Source organism: Snodgrassella alvi (assembly GCF_002777425.1).
GTDB classification, from domain to species: domain Bacteria; phylum Pseudomonadota; class Gammaproteobacteria; order Burkholderiales; family Neisseriaceae; genus Snodgrassella; species Snodgrassella alvi_B.
The window spans coordinates 17,185-34,857 of record NZ_MDVC01000005.1 but is presented as its reverse complement, the minus strand read 5'-3'; the positions used below and the strand labels follow the sequence as shown (position 1 = coordinate 34,857).

Genomic DNA, 17,673 nt, shown 5'->3' with positions numbered 1-17,673 from the left:
CTATAACTATTCTATATGTAAGTACGTAAAATATTTTATATAAAAGATGAATTAATAATGTCTTTTTGGTATTTTATTTCAATAAATTTAAGAATTGTATTTATAATTATAGCGATTTATTCAATTGAAACAAGTTTTTTCAAAGATCTATTACTAAATCTTTTTGGTTGCCGTCCATTCTTGTAAATACCCCAAGCTTAAAACAAGATTTAGGTATTAAATTATATTAATAATATTTATTCAGTCCCACAGTGTGAATTACTGCATAAATTATGGCTGCAAAATCATTTCAAGAAAAAACAGCAAGGGAAACAAATCAAGCTGATTAAGTCTGAAATGCCGCTGCGTTAAACTGCATAAATAATTAGAGATTGATGCAAAGATTCATTTTTAGCACGCAGTAAAGGTAAGCTGCTTAGTTAAGCCATGTATAATCTAGCTTTATGAGAAAATGATTAGAGTGAATGCTGAGCTGAGTTTCTGGCTCAGCTTGATTTCACTGATGTTTTAAGAATGCTGGATTATGCAAGAAAATAAGCAGTTAAGCAGTACGGATGGTTCTGTACAAGGTAGTGGTTGTCAGCCTGATAACAGCCCTCAGCCAAAAAGAACCTTGTCTGTGGCGCCCATGTTAGACTGGACAGACAGGCACTACCGGTATATGGCCAGACTAATTACAAGAAACGCATGGCTGTATACGGAAATGATTAATGCCAATGCAATCATTCATGGTAATAGCGATAAATTACTGGCTTATCACCCACAGGAGCAGCCTGTTGCCTTGCAGCTAGGCGGCAGTGATCCCGCAGCTTTGGCGCAGGCAGCAAAAATTGCCGCCGGTTATGCTTACAATGAAATCAATCTGAACTGTGGCTGCCCCAGCCCGCGGGTACAGCAAGGTGCCTTTGGTGCCTGTCTGATGCGCGAAGTTGCGCTGGTAGTGCAATGTCTGAATGCGATGCAGGATGCTGTATCCATTCCGGTAACCATCAAGCACCGCATTGGACTGGATAAAGAAACAGCCTACCAGCCGCTGGCCGATTTTGTTGGTACATTACGCGAGCAAACAGCCTGCCGTATTTTTATTGTGCATGCGCGCAATGCATGGCTGGAGGGTTTATCTCCCAAAGATAATCGTGATATTCCGCCGCTGCGTTATGATTATGTTTATCGTCTGAAACAGGAATTTCCTGATCTGGAAATTATTCTTAATGGTGGCGTTACCACCAATGAACAAATCAGCCAGCATCTGCAATATGTAGATGGTGTGATGGTTGGGCGCGAGGCTTATCATAATCCGATGCTGATGCGCAGTTGGGATGCTGAATTTTATGGCAGCAGGCAGCCTACCGTTGAATATGAGGCGCTGGTTGAGCAGTTAATCGACTATACGCAGCAGCAACTGGCTGAGCCAGATAATTCTTTACGCCATATGGCACGGCATTATCTGGGGCTGATGCACGGGCTGCATGGTGCACGCCAGTGGCGGCGCATGTTATCCGACGCTGCATTGTTAAAAAATAACAATGCCAGCCTGATTACCGCAGCATGGCAGGCGGTGAAAAACAGCAGCATCAGCCAGTCTGTATCAATTTAAGCTACAATTGCCCTATTTTGTATTGGATAATCCGCATGCAACAGTATCTTGATTTAATGCAACACGTGCTCGACCACGGTGTAGATAAGGCAGACCGTACCGGCACTGGTACCCGCTCAGTATTTGGTTATCAGATGCGCTTTAATCTGGCTGATGGCTTTCCTGTGCTCACTACTAAAAAGCTGCACTTACGCTCTATTATTTACGAATTATTGTGGTTTTTACGTGGTGATACCAATATCCGCTACTTGCACGAGCATAATGTTTCTATCTGGGATGAGTGGGCTGATGCCGATGGCAATCTGGGACCAGTATATGGTTATCAGTGGCGTAGCTGGCCAGCTCCGGATGGCCGTCATATCGATCAGATAAGTAATCTGCTGCAACAGATTAAAACCAATCCGGACAGTCGCCGCCTGATTGTTTCTGCATGGAATCCGGCTTTAGTAGATGAAATGGCCTTGCCTCCCTGTCATGCATTGTTTCAGTTTTACGTCGCCGAAGGCAAACTGTCGTGCCAGCTTTATCAGCGTAGTGCGGATATTTTTCTGGGCGTACCATTTAATATTGCCAGCTATACTTTGCTGACAATGATGATTGCTCAGGTATGTGATTTAAAAGTAGGTGAATTTATTCATACACTGGGTGATGCTCATCTATACAGCAATCACTTTGAACAGGCGAAGCTGCAATTAAGCCGCAGCCCGAAAAAGCTGCCGCAAATGCACCTTAATCCCGAGATTAAAGACTTGTTTTCTTTCCAGTTTGAAGATTTCACGCTTTCTGATTATCATCCGGATGCTCATATTAAAGCCCCTGTAGCAGTATGAATAAACACAACAAAATTACCTTAGTCGCCGCACTGTCTGACAACAACTGTATCGGTGAAAACAACCGTATTCCTTGGCACGTACCTGAAGATTTTGAATTTTTTAAAAATTACACCATGGGGAAGCCCGTGGTGATGGGGCGCAAAACCTGGGAATCACTGCCGAAGAAACCGCTGCCGGGGCGGCCAAACTACGTTATTAGCCGGCAGCAAGAGCAGCAATTCAGTGGGGCTATTTTGTGTCACAGTATCGAAGAGGCGATTCAGCAACTGATGGATTGCCCGGAAATCATCATCATGGGCGGAGCGCAAATTTACGCTCAGGCGATGCCGCTGGCCACAGATTTACGCTTAACCAGAATTCATGTCAACGTAATGGGTGACACCTTTTTTCCAACAATTGACGCCACTGAATGGCAGCAAACAGAAAGCAGCAGTCATATCAGCAGTAAAAACAATATTGCTTATGATTTGCAGCATTTTGTACGACGCTGAGCTTCTATCTAAAGATTTTTCCTAATAGCCGGTTTGCATTCAGCCTGAATACAGCAATACCTGTAACAGCAATGCTTGCTGGCTAGTTGCATTAATTAACTCTGCTTATGCGCTGATGTTTTAACAACTGTAATCAGCATAGATAAACTTTGACAGTTACCCACCAATCCCCCACAATAAGCCTACACCTTATTAACCACATTAAACATCAAAGGATACAATCATGAGTACAGTTACCCTGCAAGGTACACCCGTAGAAGTAGGCGGCCAGTTTCCACAAGCAGGCAGCACGGCACCGGCATTTAGCCTTACCGATGCCAGCCTGAATGAAATATCACTTGCAGACTTCGCCGGCAAACGCAAAGTACTGAATATTTTTCCCAGCGTAGATACAGGTGTTTGTGCTGCGTCAGTACGCCATTTCAATGCAGCCGCAGCCAAGCTGTCCAATACAGTTGTATTGTGTATTTCTGCTGATTTACCTTTTGCTCAGGCACGTTTTTGTGGTGCTGAAGGGTTGGATCAGGTAAAAACTTTATCTACATTCCGCCATCCTGAATTTCAGGATCAATACGGTGTTAAGCTGAGCAATGGCCCTTTGGCTGGCTTATGTGCCCGCGCTGTAATTGTGCTGGATGAAAACAATCAGGTATTACATAGCCAGCTAGTGACTGAAATCACGACTGAACCGGATTACGAGCAGGCATTAGCTGTGCTGTAAAACAGCCTTCTCATACAAGCGTTCAGATATCTGAACGCTTTTTTTCTTTCCAACTATGTTGTTGTGCTGGCAGCTTTGTTAAAATCTCTTCAGAAAAATAGCAAATATCAGGAAATCACATCAATGAACCCACAACCAGTTACCACAGCGGTACAGCGCCCCAAATTAACTCTCCCCAATGGCGCAAATAAGGTATTGCTACACTCATGCTGTGCCCCCTGCTCCGGTGAAGTCATGGAAGCCATGCTGGCCGCCGGTATTGATTACACCATTTATTTTTATAATCCCAACATTCATCCGAAAAAGGAATACGAAATTCGTAAGGATGAAAACAAGGCCTTTGCCGAAAAATTCAATATTCCCTTTATCGATGCTGATTATGATATGGATAATTGGTTTGAACGTGCCAAGGGTATGGAGTATGAACCTGAGCGTGGTATCCGCTGTACCATGTGCTTTGATATGCGCTTCGAACGCACTGCTTTATATGCGCACGAAAACGGCTTTCCGGTTATTACCAGCTCTTTAGGTATTTCCCGCTGGAAAAATATGCAGCAGATTAACGACTGCGGCAAACGCGCAGCAGAAAAATATCCCGACCTTACTTACTGGGACTATAACTGGCGTAAAGGCGGTGGCAGCCAGCGCATGATTGAAATCAGCAAACGTGAGCAGTTTTATCAGCAAGAGTATTGCGGCTGTGCCTACTCTTTACGTGATACCAATGCATGGCGTCGTGAGCAAGGTAGAGAAACGATTAAAATCGGTACCAAATACTACGGCGTTGAAGACGAAGCATAAGCAATCAGCCTGAATATAATAGTTTACAACTGATTGCGCCAACGGCTCATCAAAAACAGTTCAGTATCAAAGCGGATTCTGGTATAAATCCGCTTTTTCTTTGGTAAAAAATGGCAGAACGGAAATGAAATTATCAGCAATCCATTGTGTTGGTGCTGATAATCAAATTTTCTATCATTGGGCAACACTGTCGATATCTCAGCCTGATGACCAAAATTATTAAACCATACCACAGCGCGCTGTATATATTATGACTGAACAGTAGCTTTTCCGGCTATGTTCTGCCATGCTTAAGCGCAGAAGCAGCAAAAAAGGATAACTATGAATCAATGGCTTTTTCTAGCAGTAGCCATACTGGCGGAAATATTTGCAACCAGTATGCTCAAGCTGAGTAATGGCTTTACCCGGCTCATGCCCAGCATCTGTTCGATTATGGGCTATATAATCTCATTCTATTGTCTGGCACAAACTCTGAAAACCATGCCAGTAGGCATTGCCTATGCGGTATGGTCTGGCGTAGGCATTGTTTGTGTCTCCGTAATAGCTTGGCTTAAATTCGGGCAAAAGCTGGATATGCCTGCCATTTTCGGTATTGGCCTGATACTGGTTGGCGTGGTGGTTATTAATCTGTTTTCCAAATCGATGACCCATTAGCAAAAAACCGTGGTTGCCCACGGTTTTTTGCTTTAACAGAATAACTGAATTACTCTGCTGATGCAGGTTTCTGCTCGTGCTGCAAACTTACTGCTCGTGCAGGCACAATCGTAGAAATTGCATGTTTATACACCATTTGTGTTACTGAAGTGTTACGCAATAACACAACATACTGGTCAAATGATTCCACCTGACCTTGTAGTTTGATACCGTTAACCAGATAAATTGATACTGGCACGTACTCTTTCCGCAGTGCATTCAAGAAAGGATCTTGTAACATTTGTCCTTTGGCGCTCATGTGGATACTCCGTTTTTTTGATTATGTTGTCGCTAAGCTGCACCCGCGTACAGCGATTAGAAAAGCGAAGTCAATGCTATCACATTACAGCGCGTTTGTTTTCTTCGAACTGACTTTATTTTTACGCTTTACCTGCTTTTTCGATTGTTTAACCTGCTCACGCTTGGCAATACGGTTACTTAGCTTAACCCGACGCAAAGGTTGCGCGGGTTTACCTTCTTTTTCTTCATAGGGATTTTTATTTACATTATATTGAATACGTAAAGGTGTTCCCTGCAAATGAAATGCTTTGCGAAAGGTTTGTGTCAGATAACGGGTATAAGCATCACTGATATGTTGCAAGGCATTACCATGTATAACAATGACTGGCGGATTCATGCCTCCCTGATGGGCATAACGCATCTTGGGGCGAATCAGTCCGGCACGGGGAGGTTGCTGCCGCTCCAGCGCACTTTGTAGCACACGGGTTATTTTCGGCGTTGATAACTTAATCATTGCGGCATCATAAGCAGCCTGAATCGAGCTGAACAGCCCGTCAATTCCTTTTTCTTTCAACGCGGAAATAAAATGGAATTTAGCAAAATCCAGAAAATACAGTTTACGCGCAATATCCCTTTTTACCTGCTGCTTGCGCTCATCACTCAGTCCATCCCATTTATTAACCGCCACTACCAGCGCACGGCCTGCCTCTAAAGCAAAGCCGGCAATGGTGGCATCCTGATCAGCTATGTCCTGCTGGGCATCCAGCACCAGCACAGCTACATTAGCGGCCTCAATTGCCTGCATTGCCTTAATCACGGAAAATTTTTCTATTGCATCATCAACCTTGCCGCGGCGGCGTACACCGGCGGTATCAATAATGGTAAACGGTTTATCACCACGCTCAAAATCAATATGAATCGAATCGCGGGTAGTACCGGCCATATCAAAAGCAATTACCCGTTCCTCGCCCAGTATGGCATTCACGAGGGTTGATTTACCCACATTCGGCCGGCCAATAACTGCAAAAACCGGATGATGGCTTTCAGCTTCCTCTTCTTCATCAGGAAATGTTTCCAGCACTGTTTCTATCAGTTCATAAACGCCGTCACCATGCGCACCAGAGATAACCACCGGTTCGCCAAGACTCAGTTCATAAAATTCAGCAGCCAGAACAGGCCGGTTACCACCCTCACCTTTATTAACGGCCAGATACACCGGACGGGTACTCTGGCGCAGACGATTAGCAATAATCTGGTCTTGCGGTGTTAAACCGGTACGTCCATCTACCAGAAAAATAACCGCATCAGCCTCATCAATAGCCTGTAGCGTATGTCGAGCCATTTCATACAGGATACCGCTGTCTACTACCGGCTCAAAGCCTCCGGTATCCACCACCAGATAAGGTTTAGTCCCTACTCGGCCATGGCCATAATGACGGTCTCGAGTCAAACCGGGTAAATCAGCAACCAGTGCATCCTTGGTACGGGTCAAACGGTTAAATAATGTTGATTTGCCTACATTCGGGCGACCAACCAGAACAATCGTTGGTTTCATATTGATTCTTTCAGATAATTTTGCCTTGCTGTAAAACAGCAACAGCCTGCCAGCGGCAAGCTCTTTCAGTACAACGATAAACCTGAAATTCCTGCCGGATTAATCTGGCCGAAATTTCAGGTTTGATTAAACAGATTAACTCAAACTACTGATTTTCATCTGAAGTACTTCACGTTGTACTGAATCTTTTGATAACAGATTTAATGCCTGCTGGTAGGCAGCAACCGCCTCGGCATTTTTCTTCTGAGCCTGTAAAATATCGCCTCTGGTTTCCAGCAAAACCGGCTTAAACTGACTGGTTACCTGTATGTCCAGTGCCTGTAAAGCATCACTATATTTACCTTGTTGTAAATAAACGGTAGCCAGCCGCTGAGCGACGATAGTTTGCAGTAAATCATCTTGCTGTTTGCCTTTGACCCACTGCAAGTGGCGGATTGCCTCATCATACTTACCATCATCAAAAGCTGAACCAGCCATCATTAATGTAGCCTGAGTGGCATTCATGGTATCAGGATATTCCTGCTGCAATTGCATCAGCGCTTTTTTACTCTCAGCTATATTATTGGCACCTGCCTGAGTCACAAATGTATTAAATACCTCCGCTGCTTTTTCATTATTGCTGCGTATATGACCCTGATAGAGCACATAGCCCAGATAGGCAAGAGCCAGAACAACCAGAACCGCAAAAATCCAGCGCCCCCAGCGATGCCAAAAATATTTGAAATTCGCAACTTCCTGTTCATCCTGAATATGTACAACCATTATGTATTCTTCCATTGTTGGATTAACTGTAAAGCTGCGCTGGCAGCAACAGTTTGTTGTTCATGAGTACGCAGATTTTTAATAGTCAGCGTATTAGTTAACTGCTCTTCCTGTGCCACGATAACAGCAATTGCCGCGCCGCTGGCATCAGCTTTCTTTAATTGCGCTTTCAGGCTTTGTTCACCGCAATGCAGGTAAACATTCAGCCCTTGAGCACGCAATAAAGCAGTATGCTGCATGGCCGCCAGACTACTGCCTTCGCCCTGATGTAAAACATACACATCAGGTGCATTGTTAACCGCAAGCTGCCCGAATTCCTGTACCAGCAATAATAAACGCTCAATACCCAGAGCAAAACCAATAGCTGGTGCAGGTTTACCGCCTAACTCTTCAATCAGCCCGTTATAACGGCCTCCCCCACACACAGTAGCCTGCGCCCCGAGTTTATCAGTTGTCCACTCAAATACCGTCAGATTATAGTAATCCAGACCACGTACCAGACGCGGATTTTCTACATAGCTAATACCGAGGCCATCCAGCATGCTTTTCAGCGCATTATAGTGTGCCAGAGATTCGCTACCCAGATAATCTGTCAGACGTGGTGCAGCATTGGCCATTGCCTGCAAATCAGGATTTTTGGTATCCAGTACCCGTAGTGGGTTGGTATACATACGACGCCGACTGTCTTCGTCCAGTATAGCTTCATGCTGTTGCAGATACGCAATCAGCGCCGTACGGTGAGCAGCACGCTCCTGCTGATTACCCAGCGTATTCAGTTCCAGAGTCAGATGCTCACGAATACCCAGTCGCTCCCACAGATTGGCACTCATGGCAATCAGCTCGGCATCCACATCCGGCCCATTAAAACCAAGTGCTTCAATACCTACCTGATGAAACTGGCGATAACGCCCCTTTTGTGGCCGTTCCCGCCGGAACATTGGCCCCATATACCATAATTTCTGCGGATTATTATAAAGTAAATTATGCTCAACCACTGCACGCAAACAGGATGCCGTGCCTTCCGGCCGCAAACTGAGACTTAATTTATCGTTAGAATCGGCAAAGGTATACATCTCTTTGCCAACCACATCAGTCTCTTCACCAATTGAGCGCACAAACAGGCCTGTTTGCTCCACAAGCGGTGTACGAATCTGGCTATAGCCAAAACTACGCGTCCATGCAACGACCACATCTTCAAATGCCTGCCAGAGCGCAGATGTCAGTTTGAAATCTTTCTGCGCCACTGGTAACAAATCATTCATGCCTTTAACGGCCTGGATTTTCTGACCCATATTAATTAAATTTTTATCCATATGAAACTGTACAGCGATTAATCGCCATAACAGTAATATTTATTATAAAGCTGTAATCGGAATCACTTTTGCCGTTACCCGTTTTTTACCCTGCTCACCATAATTGGTATGTATATATTCTTCCACCAGTGCCAGAAATTCTTCGGCCATGTGCTCCCCTTTTAAAGTGGTTTTCCGTTCACCATCTATATATACGGGCGCCACCGGAGTTTCCCCTGTACCTGGCAAAGAAATACCGATATCAGCAAGTTTGCTTTCACCCGGGCCATTAACCACACAGCCCATAACGGCCACATTCAGATTTTCAACACCCGGATATTGCAGCCGCCAGACTGGCATTTTCTCACGCAAATACTGCTGTATATCACGCGCCAGCTCCTGAAATACCGTACTGGTAGTACGCCCGCAGCCAGGACAGGCCGTTACCATGGGTGTAAAGGAGCGCAATCCCATGGTTTGCAGAATTTCCTGAGCCACAACCACTTCCTGTGTTCGTGCGCTACCCGGTTCTGGTGTAAGTGATACCCGAATAGTATCACCTATGCCCTGCTGTAATAAAATAGCCAGAGCCGCCGTAGAAGCCACTATACCTTTACTGCCCATGCCGGCTTCCGTTAGGCCAAGGTGCAATGGATACAGACAACGCGCAGCCAGATTATGATAAACCTCAATCAAATCCTGCACATTTGATACTTTGCACGACAAAATGATTCGGTTAGCCGGTAAACCTAGATCTTCAGCTTTCTGTGCTGATTCCAGTGCAGAAACAATTAATGCTTCTTTCATTACTGCTTCAGCTGGTTGTGGTGCTGATAACGCCAGATTGCTGTCCATCATGCGTTTGGCCAGTGTCTGGTCCAGAGAGCCCCAGTTTACGCCAATCCGGACAGCTTTATCATGCTCAGCTGCTGTGTGAATCATAAAGGCAAATTTTTCATCACCTTTCACACCTTTCCCCACATTACCGGGATTAATCCGGTATTTGGACAACGCACGCGCACAATCCGGATAATCCTTTAGCAGTCGATCACCATTAAAATGAAAATCTCCCACTAAAGGAACATTACAGCCCATATCATTAAGACGCTGGCGAATTTCAGATACTTTGGCAGCAGCCTGAGGTGAATTTACCGTGATCCGCACCAGCTCGGAACCGGCATCGGCCAGAGCTTTAACCTGACTGGCAGTCTGTTCAGCATCAGCAGTATCGGTATTGGTCATCGACTGCACCAGTACCGGTGCGTCAGAACCAATTACGGTATGATCAATTTTTACCTGGTGTGTTTTCCTGCGTACTCCAGCCAACGTCATTTTAATTTCCACCTACCGTTATTGCAGCAGTTCTTTTTCTATTTTGTGGGATAGCAACATCTTTACCAGCAAACTGGATACTGACACCCAGTGTATAACCCAGAATAACCTTATACGGTGCACCACCACTGAACTGGTGTGTACTTCCAGCGTCGACAATCTCGCCGATTAATACCTTGCCACTTTTGTCACTCACCTGTAGCCATGTTCTGTTTGCCGGTTTAATAACCAGTGCTTCTGCACCTGTTACAACAGGTTGAGAAGCTGCTGCCATGCCAGTACTGGCGCCATTAGCCTGGCTGGCATTAGTACCCGCATAAGCAGCTTGCGTGTTGGTTTGTTCACTGGCTGTCATTGGTACGACACGAATATTGCTGGCAGCAACATCGCCAATAGAAGCTGCCTGTACAGATACTTCCTGACTGGATGTAGCTGTCTGTCTGGCATTTTCTGATGCGGATTTACTTTGCCATGCATACACCACAATACCAATTAAAATAACTACCAGCACAACAACCAGCCAGTGTGGAAAATGACGACGTAGCGGCCTGTCCTGAAAATCCAGCTCAGTAGATGCTACTTTATAATTATCCGAAGCTGAATGACCATTACCAGATGGAAAAATCTGTTGTAAATACTGCTTTAGCTCTTTCTCATCCAGTTCAAGCAAACGGGCATATGAATTCAGAAAACCTTTAATAAATACAGCTTCGGGCAAACCTTTATAACTGCCACTCTCCATCGCCTCAATCTGTCTGGCCGGTAATTTCAAGCGCTCAGCAACCTCTCCGACAGACAAGCCTTTCTGCTTTCGTGCCTGTGCAAGTATTGTTCCCAGAGTGACTGCGGCATTTGGGGCGGATTCGGGATTTTTGGTTTGCTCATTCATCAGAATTTTCCTGTAGAAACCTGCTCTAATTCAGCAGAATAAGGGAAATTATTACGCAGTTGAGCCTCATATTCATAGGCAGCCTGCACATTACCCAACGACCTTTCAATTCTCCACCCCAGCAATAAATCATCGGCAGATAATTTGTTTATCTGGCTTTGATACTGCCTGAACAGATAATTTGCTTCTGATGTGCTGCCTGACTGTAGGTTATTACGAGCCATTTCTTTTTTTGCAGCAATAAAATTCGGGTTGGCAGCCAGCGCGCGCTCAAAATAACTATTAGCCAGCTGATATTGCCCCATGCGGCTAGTGCAAATACCTTTATTAAACTGGGCAATTTCGGGTGTAGGATACGTTGGATCTGTCAAAGCCTTATCAAAATAAACTATTGAGACATCAGGCTTCTTTAAAGCATCACATAAGAACCAGCCATAATTATTGTTTACTTCAGCACTATTTGGAGCTATCGACAGTGCGCGCCGAAAGCTTTCTTCGGCTTTGGCCGGTTCCTTTAAATATTGCCATATCTGCGCTCGTATCAGCCAGGCATTAAACGAACTGCTATTGCTTTTTAATGCTTCATCAATAGCCTCTACAGCCTGTCGATAATTTTGAGTTCTCATATACTCAATCGCCAGTTGAGTTTTAATTTGTGCAATTTCACGGGCCCGCTGAGCAGCAGTTGGTTTCTTATTCATGCCCTGATTCGCACAAGCAGATAATATCAGTGCAAACAATAAAGTTAATCCTATCTTTTTCATCAAATCACCCCTGTACAAGTTGCCATTTTTGTTGACGACGTGTTTTGTCTTTCACTTTTCCGGCCAGCTGACCACATGCTGCATCAATATCATCGCCACGAGTTTTTCTAACCGTAACAACAAAACCAGCTTCCTGCAATATTTCACGAAATACACGAATACGTTCATTTGTGGAACGCTCAAAACCTGAATTGGTAAATGGATTAAATGGGATCAGATTAAATTTACACGGTACATCCTTAACTAGCTCTATCAATTCGCGTGCATGCTCCGGGGCATCATTGACATCCTTGAGCATAATATACTCAAAAGTAATGAAATCGCGTGGTGCCTTAGCCAGATAACGCTGACAGGCAGCCATTAGCTGGCTAAGTGGATACTTTTTATTCAATGGAATAAGCTGGTCACGCACCTTGTCATTAGATGCATGTAACGAAATGGCCAGAGCCACCGGCATCACTTCTTTCAAGCGATCCATTTGTGGCACCATGCCTGAAGTGGATACCGTTACACGACGACGCGATAGACCATAGCCATGGTCATCAAGCATGATACTCAATGCAGTTACCACATTATCAAAATTGGCTAAAGGCTCACCCATTCCCATCATGACTACATTGGAAATAACTCTTTCATCTTTGGGCGTTACACCAAGCGCTCTATTTGCCCACCACAACTGACCAATAATTTCTGCAGTAGTCAGATTACGGTTAAATCCCTGTCTTCCAGTAGAACAGAACAGACACTCCAATGCACAACCTATCTGTGAAGAAATACATAAAGTTCCGCGTGTATCTTCCGGAATAAAAACCGTTTCCACACCATTACCGGTGCCAACATCCAGTAACCATTTGCATGTACCATCAACAGATTTTTGCTCAAACAGTAAATCCGGCACTTTTACTTCGGCATTATCCAGTAATTTGTGACGTAAGGATTTGGCCAGATCAGTCATGTCAGAAAAGTCGGCCACGCCCCCAAGGTGCATCCAGCGCATAACTTGTCTGGCACGAAAAGGCTTTTCCCCCATCTGGGCAAAATGGGCAGTTAAACCGGGTAAATCAAAATTTAGCAAATTGGTTTTCATCAGGGTATTACAATAAAATTGGGAAAAGGCGGTAACAATTAGTATTCAGTCAAGTCATTATGCTGATAATTCAAATTTATTCAACAATTTATACAATTATTTAATTTCTACCAGACAGGCAATGCCATAATTTTTTCAATGTTTTCTCAGTTTTCTTCTTTTGTACAATGACGTTAAACAGGCACCGGCAATGATTGGGCGGGCAAGTTAAAACTTCGGTGGCATGCCAGCCATCAACCGTATTTTTTAATAAAAACTACTATTATTGCGTATATCAAAAGCTTTCTATAGTTTCAAAATCTGTTTCATATCATGATTGGTTTTCGCTGTTTTTTTGCCACCCAGAGTAAAATAGAACCACTCCATTCAACTTCCCAATCAGCTTAAGTATTAAAATAGAAAATATGTGTGCCAATTTTATCAAAACTGTCACCATGTGGCTAAACTTCAGAATCTGTTTCGCCTATGCTATGCATCGCAAATAACATATTCGTCAAGATTTAAATATCGACGTACAAATTCCTGCTATACTTTTCGTTTCTCGCATTTGCATGTTAATTATAAATTAGTCCACCTGTTTTCAGGTGGACTAATTTATAAACTTATCTACAGTCTTAGCGCGCGCATACTTCTTCAGCAGCAAAGAAATATGCAATTTCAGTAGCAGCATTTTCAAGACTGTCTGAACCATGTACTGCATTGGCATCAATTGAATCGGCAAAATCAGCGCGGATGGTACCGGCAGCAGCTTCTTTAGGATTGGTAGCACCCATCAATTCACGGTTTTTTGCCACTGCGCCTTCACCTTCCAGTACTTGAATCATCACAGGGCCACTGATCATGAAATTAACCAGATCGGCAAAAAAAGGCCGTTCCTTATGTACAGCATAAAAGCCTTCTGCTTCGGCTTTAGAAAGATGTTTCATTTTAGCAGCAATAATTTTCAAACCATTGCTTTCAAAGCGGCTATAAATCTGTCCGATAACATTTTTAGCCACGGCATCCGGTTTAACAATAGATAATGTGCGTTCGATAGTCATATTTTTTCCATTATGTTAAATATATTAAATTTTTGCGTACAGACACAAAAATTTATCACAAAAACAGATTTAGTTATTTTAACAAAATTCAGCTTTATTTAATATCTTTTCCTGTATCCGTAACATCTTTATCCAGTGTCAGATGCGGCAAGGTTAAATATTCTTCCGAACCCATTTCGGTAAGACGGCTGGCTGTACGGGTAAACTCATTTGCAAAATCACCATCGGTATAAATAGCATCTATGGCTACTTCACAACTGGCACAAAGCTTGATACGGTAATCATACAGTACATCAATCAGCCACGTAAGGCGACGTGCCTCTGCCATTTGGCCAGAACCCATTTTAGGTATATCAGACAAAATTAATACGCGAAACTGTTTTGCCAGCTCCAGATAGTCATTCTGCGAACGCGGCCCACAACATAAAGTATTAAAGTCAAACCAGATTGTTGTTTCAGAAATGGCTTTATATGCCAGCTTCCGTCCCAGGATTTCAATTTCTCCCCCTGCTATCTGCTGCTGACCATTAATATTGTGAAACAGTTGCCCAAGCTTTACCTCACTGGCGGCATCTGCCGGAATGTAAAATACATCTGCTGGCTTGAGTGTACGCATACGATAGTCTTCCCCACCATCCACATTCAGAACAGTCAATTCTTTTTCAATTAATGCAATAGTAGGTAAAAAACTGGAACGATTCTGACCTTGGGGATAAAGCTCGCATGGCGCGTAATTCGATGTAGCTACCATAACCACACCCTGCTCGAATAGACCGTCCAGTAATCTTCCCAGTATCATGGCATCAGCAATATCGCTGACGTGGAATTCATCAAAACACAATACTCTAACTTCACGTGCAATGTCCTGCGCCACTGCATTTAATGGATTGGCCTGACTATGATGATCTTTCAGGCGTTGTTGTACTTCTGCCATAAATGCATGGAAATGCACTCTGCGTTTACGTCGGTAAGGTAAGCAGCCAAAAAACACATCCATTAAAAAACTTTTGCCACGCCCGACTCCTCCATACATATATAAACCCTTGGGCGCGCGTGGTGAACGTAAACTGCGCCCTAAAAAGCGGTTACGCTTACGCTTGAACATCATCAACTCAGCCCAAAGCCTGTCGAGCTCTTTAATTGCTCGCAACTGGGCAGCATCATGAATGAACCCGGGTTGCTGTTCTGCAGTCTGATACCAGGTCAGGGGACTTTGATTATTAAATTCGGGAGCAACAAAGACGGGTGTGGTCATATTATAGAATTTCTACTGGAAATTAAAATTGTATATGGCAAAAGTTAAAAGACGTAACCTTAGCACACCCACTAAACATTCGACCACCCTAAAATAAAAATACGCCGCAGAAACTGCGGCGTTAACGTCTATCTCAAATAAAAACAGTATTATTTATTCGCAGACTGTAGCGCATTGTCAACGCGTTCGCGTAACTCCTTGCCAGGCTTGAAGTGCGGCACATATTTTTCTGGTACCGATACTTTTTCACCTGTTTTAGGGTTACGGCCAATACGGGCTGGGCGATGATTCAGATCAAAGCTACCAAATCCGCGAATTTCGATTCGCTGGCCTCTAGCTAAAGCACGAGTCATGGTATCAACGAGAATCTTGATACTTTGCTCAACATCCTTGGCATTTAATACAGTACTACTATTATTAGCAGTATATAACTCCGCCAAGCGAATCATTAACTCCGACTTCGTCATAACCCCTTATTCGCTTTCACCAGATAATTTTGCTTTTAACAAGTCACCCAAGCTGGTAGTACCAGCAGAGGCATTATTAGCAGATAATGTACGCAAGGCAGCACTGTTTTCCTGTGCATCTTTAGCTTTGATAGACAGGTTGATACTGCGATTTTTGCGATCTACGGTAGTAATCACTGCTTCAACATCATCGCCTTCTTTCAAGGCATTGCGAATGTCTTCAACACGATCATTTGAAACTTCAGATGCACGCAGATAGCCTTCAACATCATCAGCCAATGCAATAACAGCACCTTTAGCATCCAGTGATTTTACTTTACCGGTTACGATGCTGCCCTTGTCATTTACGCTAACATAATTGCTGAACGGATCACCGGCCAACTGTTTCACGCCAAGAGAAATACGTTCCTTGTCAACATCAATGGCCAGAACTACGGCTTCAACTTCTTCACCTTTCTTGAACTGACGTACAGCTTCTTCGCCACCATCAGTCCATGACAGGTCAGACAGATGAACCAGACCATCAATACCGCCAGGCAAGCCTACAAACACACCAAAATCAGTAATGGATTTCACCACACCTTTGATTTTGTCGCCTTTTTCATGGTTGGATTCGAATTCCTGCCATGGATTAGCCTGACACTGTTTCATGCCCAGAGAGATGCGACGACGATCTTCATCAATTTCCAGAATCATCACTTCTACTTCATCACCCATCTGCACTACTTTGCTTGGGTGAACATTCTTGTTAGTCCAGTCCATTTCAGAAACGTGTACCAGACCTTCGATGCCCTGTTCGATTTCCACAAACGCACCGTAGTCAGTCAGATTGGTTACTTTACCAAACAGACGGGTACCTTGCGGATAACGACGAGCCAGACCATTCCATGGATCTTCACCCAATTGTTTCAGACCCAGAGAAACACGGCTGCGTTCCTGATCGAATTTCAATACTTTGGCTTCTACTTCCTGGCCAACTTCCAGTACTTCACTTGGATGTTTAACACGACGCCAAGCCAGATCGGTAATGTGCAGCAAGCCATCAATACCGCCCAGATCAACGAATGCACCGTAATCGGTAATGTTTTTCACAATACCTTTCACCACTGAACCTTCTTTCAGGTTTTCCAGCAATGCTTTACGTTCTTCGCCCAAAGTTTCTTCCAGTACTGCACGGCGAGAAACCACAACGTTGTTACGACGTTTGTCCAGCTTGATTACTTTGAATTCAATTTCCTTGCCTTCAAAGTGAGAGGTGTCTTTAACCGGACGTACATCTACCAGCGAACCCGGCAGGAATGCGCGGATGCTGTTAATCATGACGGTCAGGCCGCCTTTGACTTTACCATTGATCACGCCAGACAGAATTTCACCATTTTCCATGGCTTCTTCCAGCTTGATCCAGTCAGCCGCACGTTTGGCTTTTTCACGTGACAGTTTGGTTTCACCAAAACCATTTTCCACAGATTCAATAGTTACAGTGACAAAATCGCCAACTTTAACTTCAATCTCGCCCGCTGCATTTTTGAATTCGCTCACCTCAATCAGAGATTCTGATTTCAGACCGGCATTCACAGTGACGAAATTATTGTCTATGGCAACAACTTCTGCGGTGATGACTTCGCCGGGATTCATCTCTTGCAAGGTGAAACTTTCTTCCAGCAACTGGGCAAAATTTTCCATAGTCATATATTTATGTTCTCAAACAAGTATCGTCAGGGGATACGAAAGTTAGTTAATCAAAGCCGGCACACCCTGACTGTGCCAGCAATACTCCTGACTGCGGCTGATGCAGGCTACAACCACACCAGCAACAAAAATCATGTAAAACAATTACTTATGACAAGGTTCGTA

Annotated in this window: 18 protein-coding genes; 6 read left to right on the top strand and 12 right to left on the bottom strand. The window is 44.0% G+C overall.

All coding sequences use genetic code 11. The features are described from left to right. The first annotated feature begins 523 nt into the window (after positions 1 to 523). The 6 genes from dusA to BGI33_RS01980 all read left to right on the top strand — a co-directional run bounded on the left by dusA (position 524) and on the right by BGI33_RS01980 (position 5,097). Positions 524 to 1,597 (top strand): tRNA dihydrouridine(20/20a) synthase DusA, encoded by a 1,074-nt coding sequence (gene dusA, locus BGI33_RS02005; RefSeq protein WP_100089720.1) that lies wholly within the window; start codon positions 524 to 526, stop codon positions 1,595 to 1,597. A 35-nt stretch (positions 1,598 to 1,632) separates the two neighbouring features. After that, positions 1,633 to 2,427, top strand: coding sequence for a thymidylate synthase (locus BGI33_RS02000; RefSeq protein WP_100089746.1), 795 nt, complete (start codon positions 1,633 to 1,635; stop codon positions 2,425 to 2,427). Next, positions 2,424 to 2,921 carry a dihydrofolate reductase gene (locus BGI33_RS01995; RefSeq protein WP_100089719.1) on the top strand — a complete coding sequence of 166 codons (498 nt, stop codon included), beginning with the start codon at positions 2,424 to 2,426 and terminating at the stop codon, positions 2,919 to 2,921. Before BGI33_RS02000 ends, BGI33_RS01995 begins: the two co-directional genes overlap by 4 nt. 223 nt (positions 2,922 to 3,144) lie before the next feature. Further along, complete coding sequence (gene tpx / locus BGI33_RS01990) at positions 3,145 to 3,642, top strand: thiol peroxidase (RefSeq protein ID WP_100089718.1); 498 nt, start codon at positions 3,145 to 3,147, stop codon at positions 3,640 to 3,642. A 123-nt stretch (positions 3,643 to 3,765) separates the two neighbouring features. Continuing rightward, a complete protein-coding gene (locus BGI33_RS01985; protein ID WP_100089717.1) occupies positions 3,766 to 4,443 on the top strand; it encodes an epoxyqueuosine reductase QueH in 678 nt (225 codons plus the stop codon). A 321-nt stretch (positions 4,444 to 4,764) separates the two neighbouring features. After that, positions 4,765 to 5,097, top strand: coding sequence for a DMT family transporter (locus BGI33_RS01980; RefSeq protein WP_100089716.1), 333 nt, complete (start codon positions 4,765 to 4,767; stop codon positions 5,095 to 5,097). A gap of 49 nt (positions 5,098 to 5,146) precedes the next feature. Here BGI33_RS01980 and hfq read toward each other — a convergent pair whose 3' ends face one another. From hfq to rpsA, 12 genes are all read right to left on the bottom strand, one after another. Then, positions 5,147 to 5,395 (bottom strand): RNA chaperone Hfq, encoded by a 249-nt coding sequence (hfq, locus tag BGI33_RS01975; protein WP_100089715.1) that lies wholly within the window; start codon positions 5,393 to 5,395, stop codon positions 5,147 to 5,149. 84 nt (positions 5,396 to 5,479) lie between these two features. Next, complete coding sequence (gene der / locus BGI33_RS01970; RefSeq protein WP_100089745.1) at positions 5,480 to 6,931, bottom strand: ribosome biogenesis GTPase Der; 1,452 nt, start codon at positions 6,929 to 6,931, stop codon at positions 5,480 to 5,482. Between the two features lie 135 nt (positions 6,932 to 7,066). After that, on the bottom strand, positions 7,067 to 7,693 hold the full coding sequence (locus BGI33_RS01965; protein WP_180296989.1) for a YfgM family protein: 627 nt from the start codon (positions 7,691 to 7,693) through the stop codon (positions 7,067 to 7,069). After that, a complete protein-coding gene (gene hisS / locus BGI33_RS01960) occupies positions 7,693 to 8,985 on the bottom strand; it encodes a histidine--tRNA ligase (RefSeq protein ID WP_100089744.1) in 1,293 nt (430 codons plus the stop codon). The genes BGI33_RS01965 and hisS overlap by 1 nt, the downstream gene beginning before the upstream one ends. 63 nt (positions 8,986 to 9,048) lie before the next feature. Continuing rightward, the gene (gene ispG / locus BGI33_RS01955) at positions 9,049 to 10,317 is read right to left on the bottom strand and encodes a flavodoxin-dependent (E)-4-hydroxy-3-methylbut-2-enyl-diphosphate synthase (RefSeq protein ID WP_100089713.1); all 1,269 of its coding nucleotides are present in this window, start codon (positions 10,315 to 10,317) and stop codon (positions 9,049 to 9,051) included. A 1-nt stretch (position 10,318) separates the two neighbouring features. Further along, positions 10,319 to 11,206 (bottom strand): helix-turn-helix domain-containing protein, encoded by an 888-nt coding sequence (locus BGI33_RS01950; protein WP_100089712.1) that lies wholly within the window; start codon positions 11,204 to 11,206, stop codon positions 10,319 to 10,321. Continuing rightward, positions 11,206 to 11,970 (bottom strand): type IV pilus biogenesis/stability protein PilW, encoded by a 765-nt coding sequence (gene pilW, locus BGI33_RS01945; protein WP_100089711.1) that lies wholly within the window; start codon positions 11,968 to 11,970, stop codon positions 11,206 to 11,208. The genes BGI33_RS01950 and pilW overlap by 1 nt, the downstream gene beginning before the upstream one ends. 4 nt (positions 11,971 to 11,974) lie before the next feature. Next, positions 11,975 to 13,057, bottom strand: coding sequence for a 23S rRNA (adenine(2503)-C(2))-methyltransferase RlmN (gene rlmN / locus BGI33_RS01940; protein ID WP_100089710.1), 1,083 nt, complete (start codon positions 13,055 to 13,057; stop codon positions 11,975 to 11,977). A 614-nt stretch (positions 13,058 to 13,671) separates the two neighbouring features. Then, positions 13,672 to 14,097, bottom strand: a complete 426-nt coding sequence (ndk, locus tag BGI33_RS01935; protein WP_100089709.1) for a nucleoside-diphosphate kinase — start codon at positions 14,095 to 14,097, stop codon at positions 13,672 to 13,674. Between the two features lie 94 nt (positions 14,098 to 14,191). Next, entirely contained in the window at positions 14,192 to 15,352 is a 1,161-nt protein-coding gene (gene zapE, locus BGI33_RS01930; protein ID WP_100089708.1) for a cell division protein ZapE, read from the bottom strand. A 149-nt stretch (positions 15,353 to 15,501) separates the two neighbouring features. Next, entirely contained in the window at positions 15,502 to 15,819 is a 318-nt protein-coding gene (locus BGI33_RS01925) for an integration host factor subunit beta (RefSeq protein WP_100089707.1), read from the bottom strand. Positions 15,820 to 15,825: 6 nt separating this feature from the next. Then, positions 15,826 to 17,508 (bottom strand): 30S ribosomal protein S1, encoded by a 1,683-nt coding sequence (gene rpsA / locus BGI33_RS01920; RefSeq protein WP_100089706.1) that lies wholly within the window; start codon positions 17,506 to 17,508, stop codon positions 15,826 to 15,828. Positions 17,509 to 17,673: the final 165 nt, after the last annotated feature.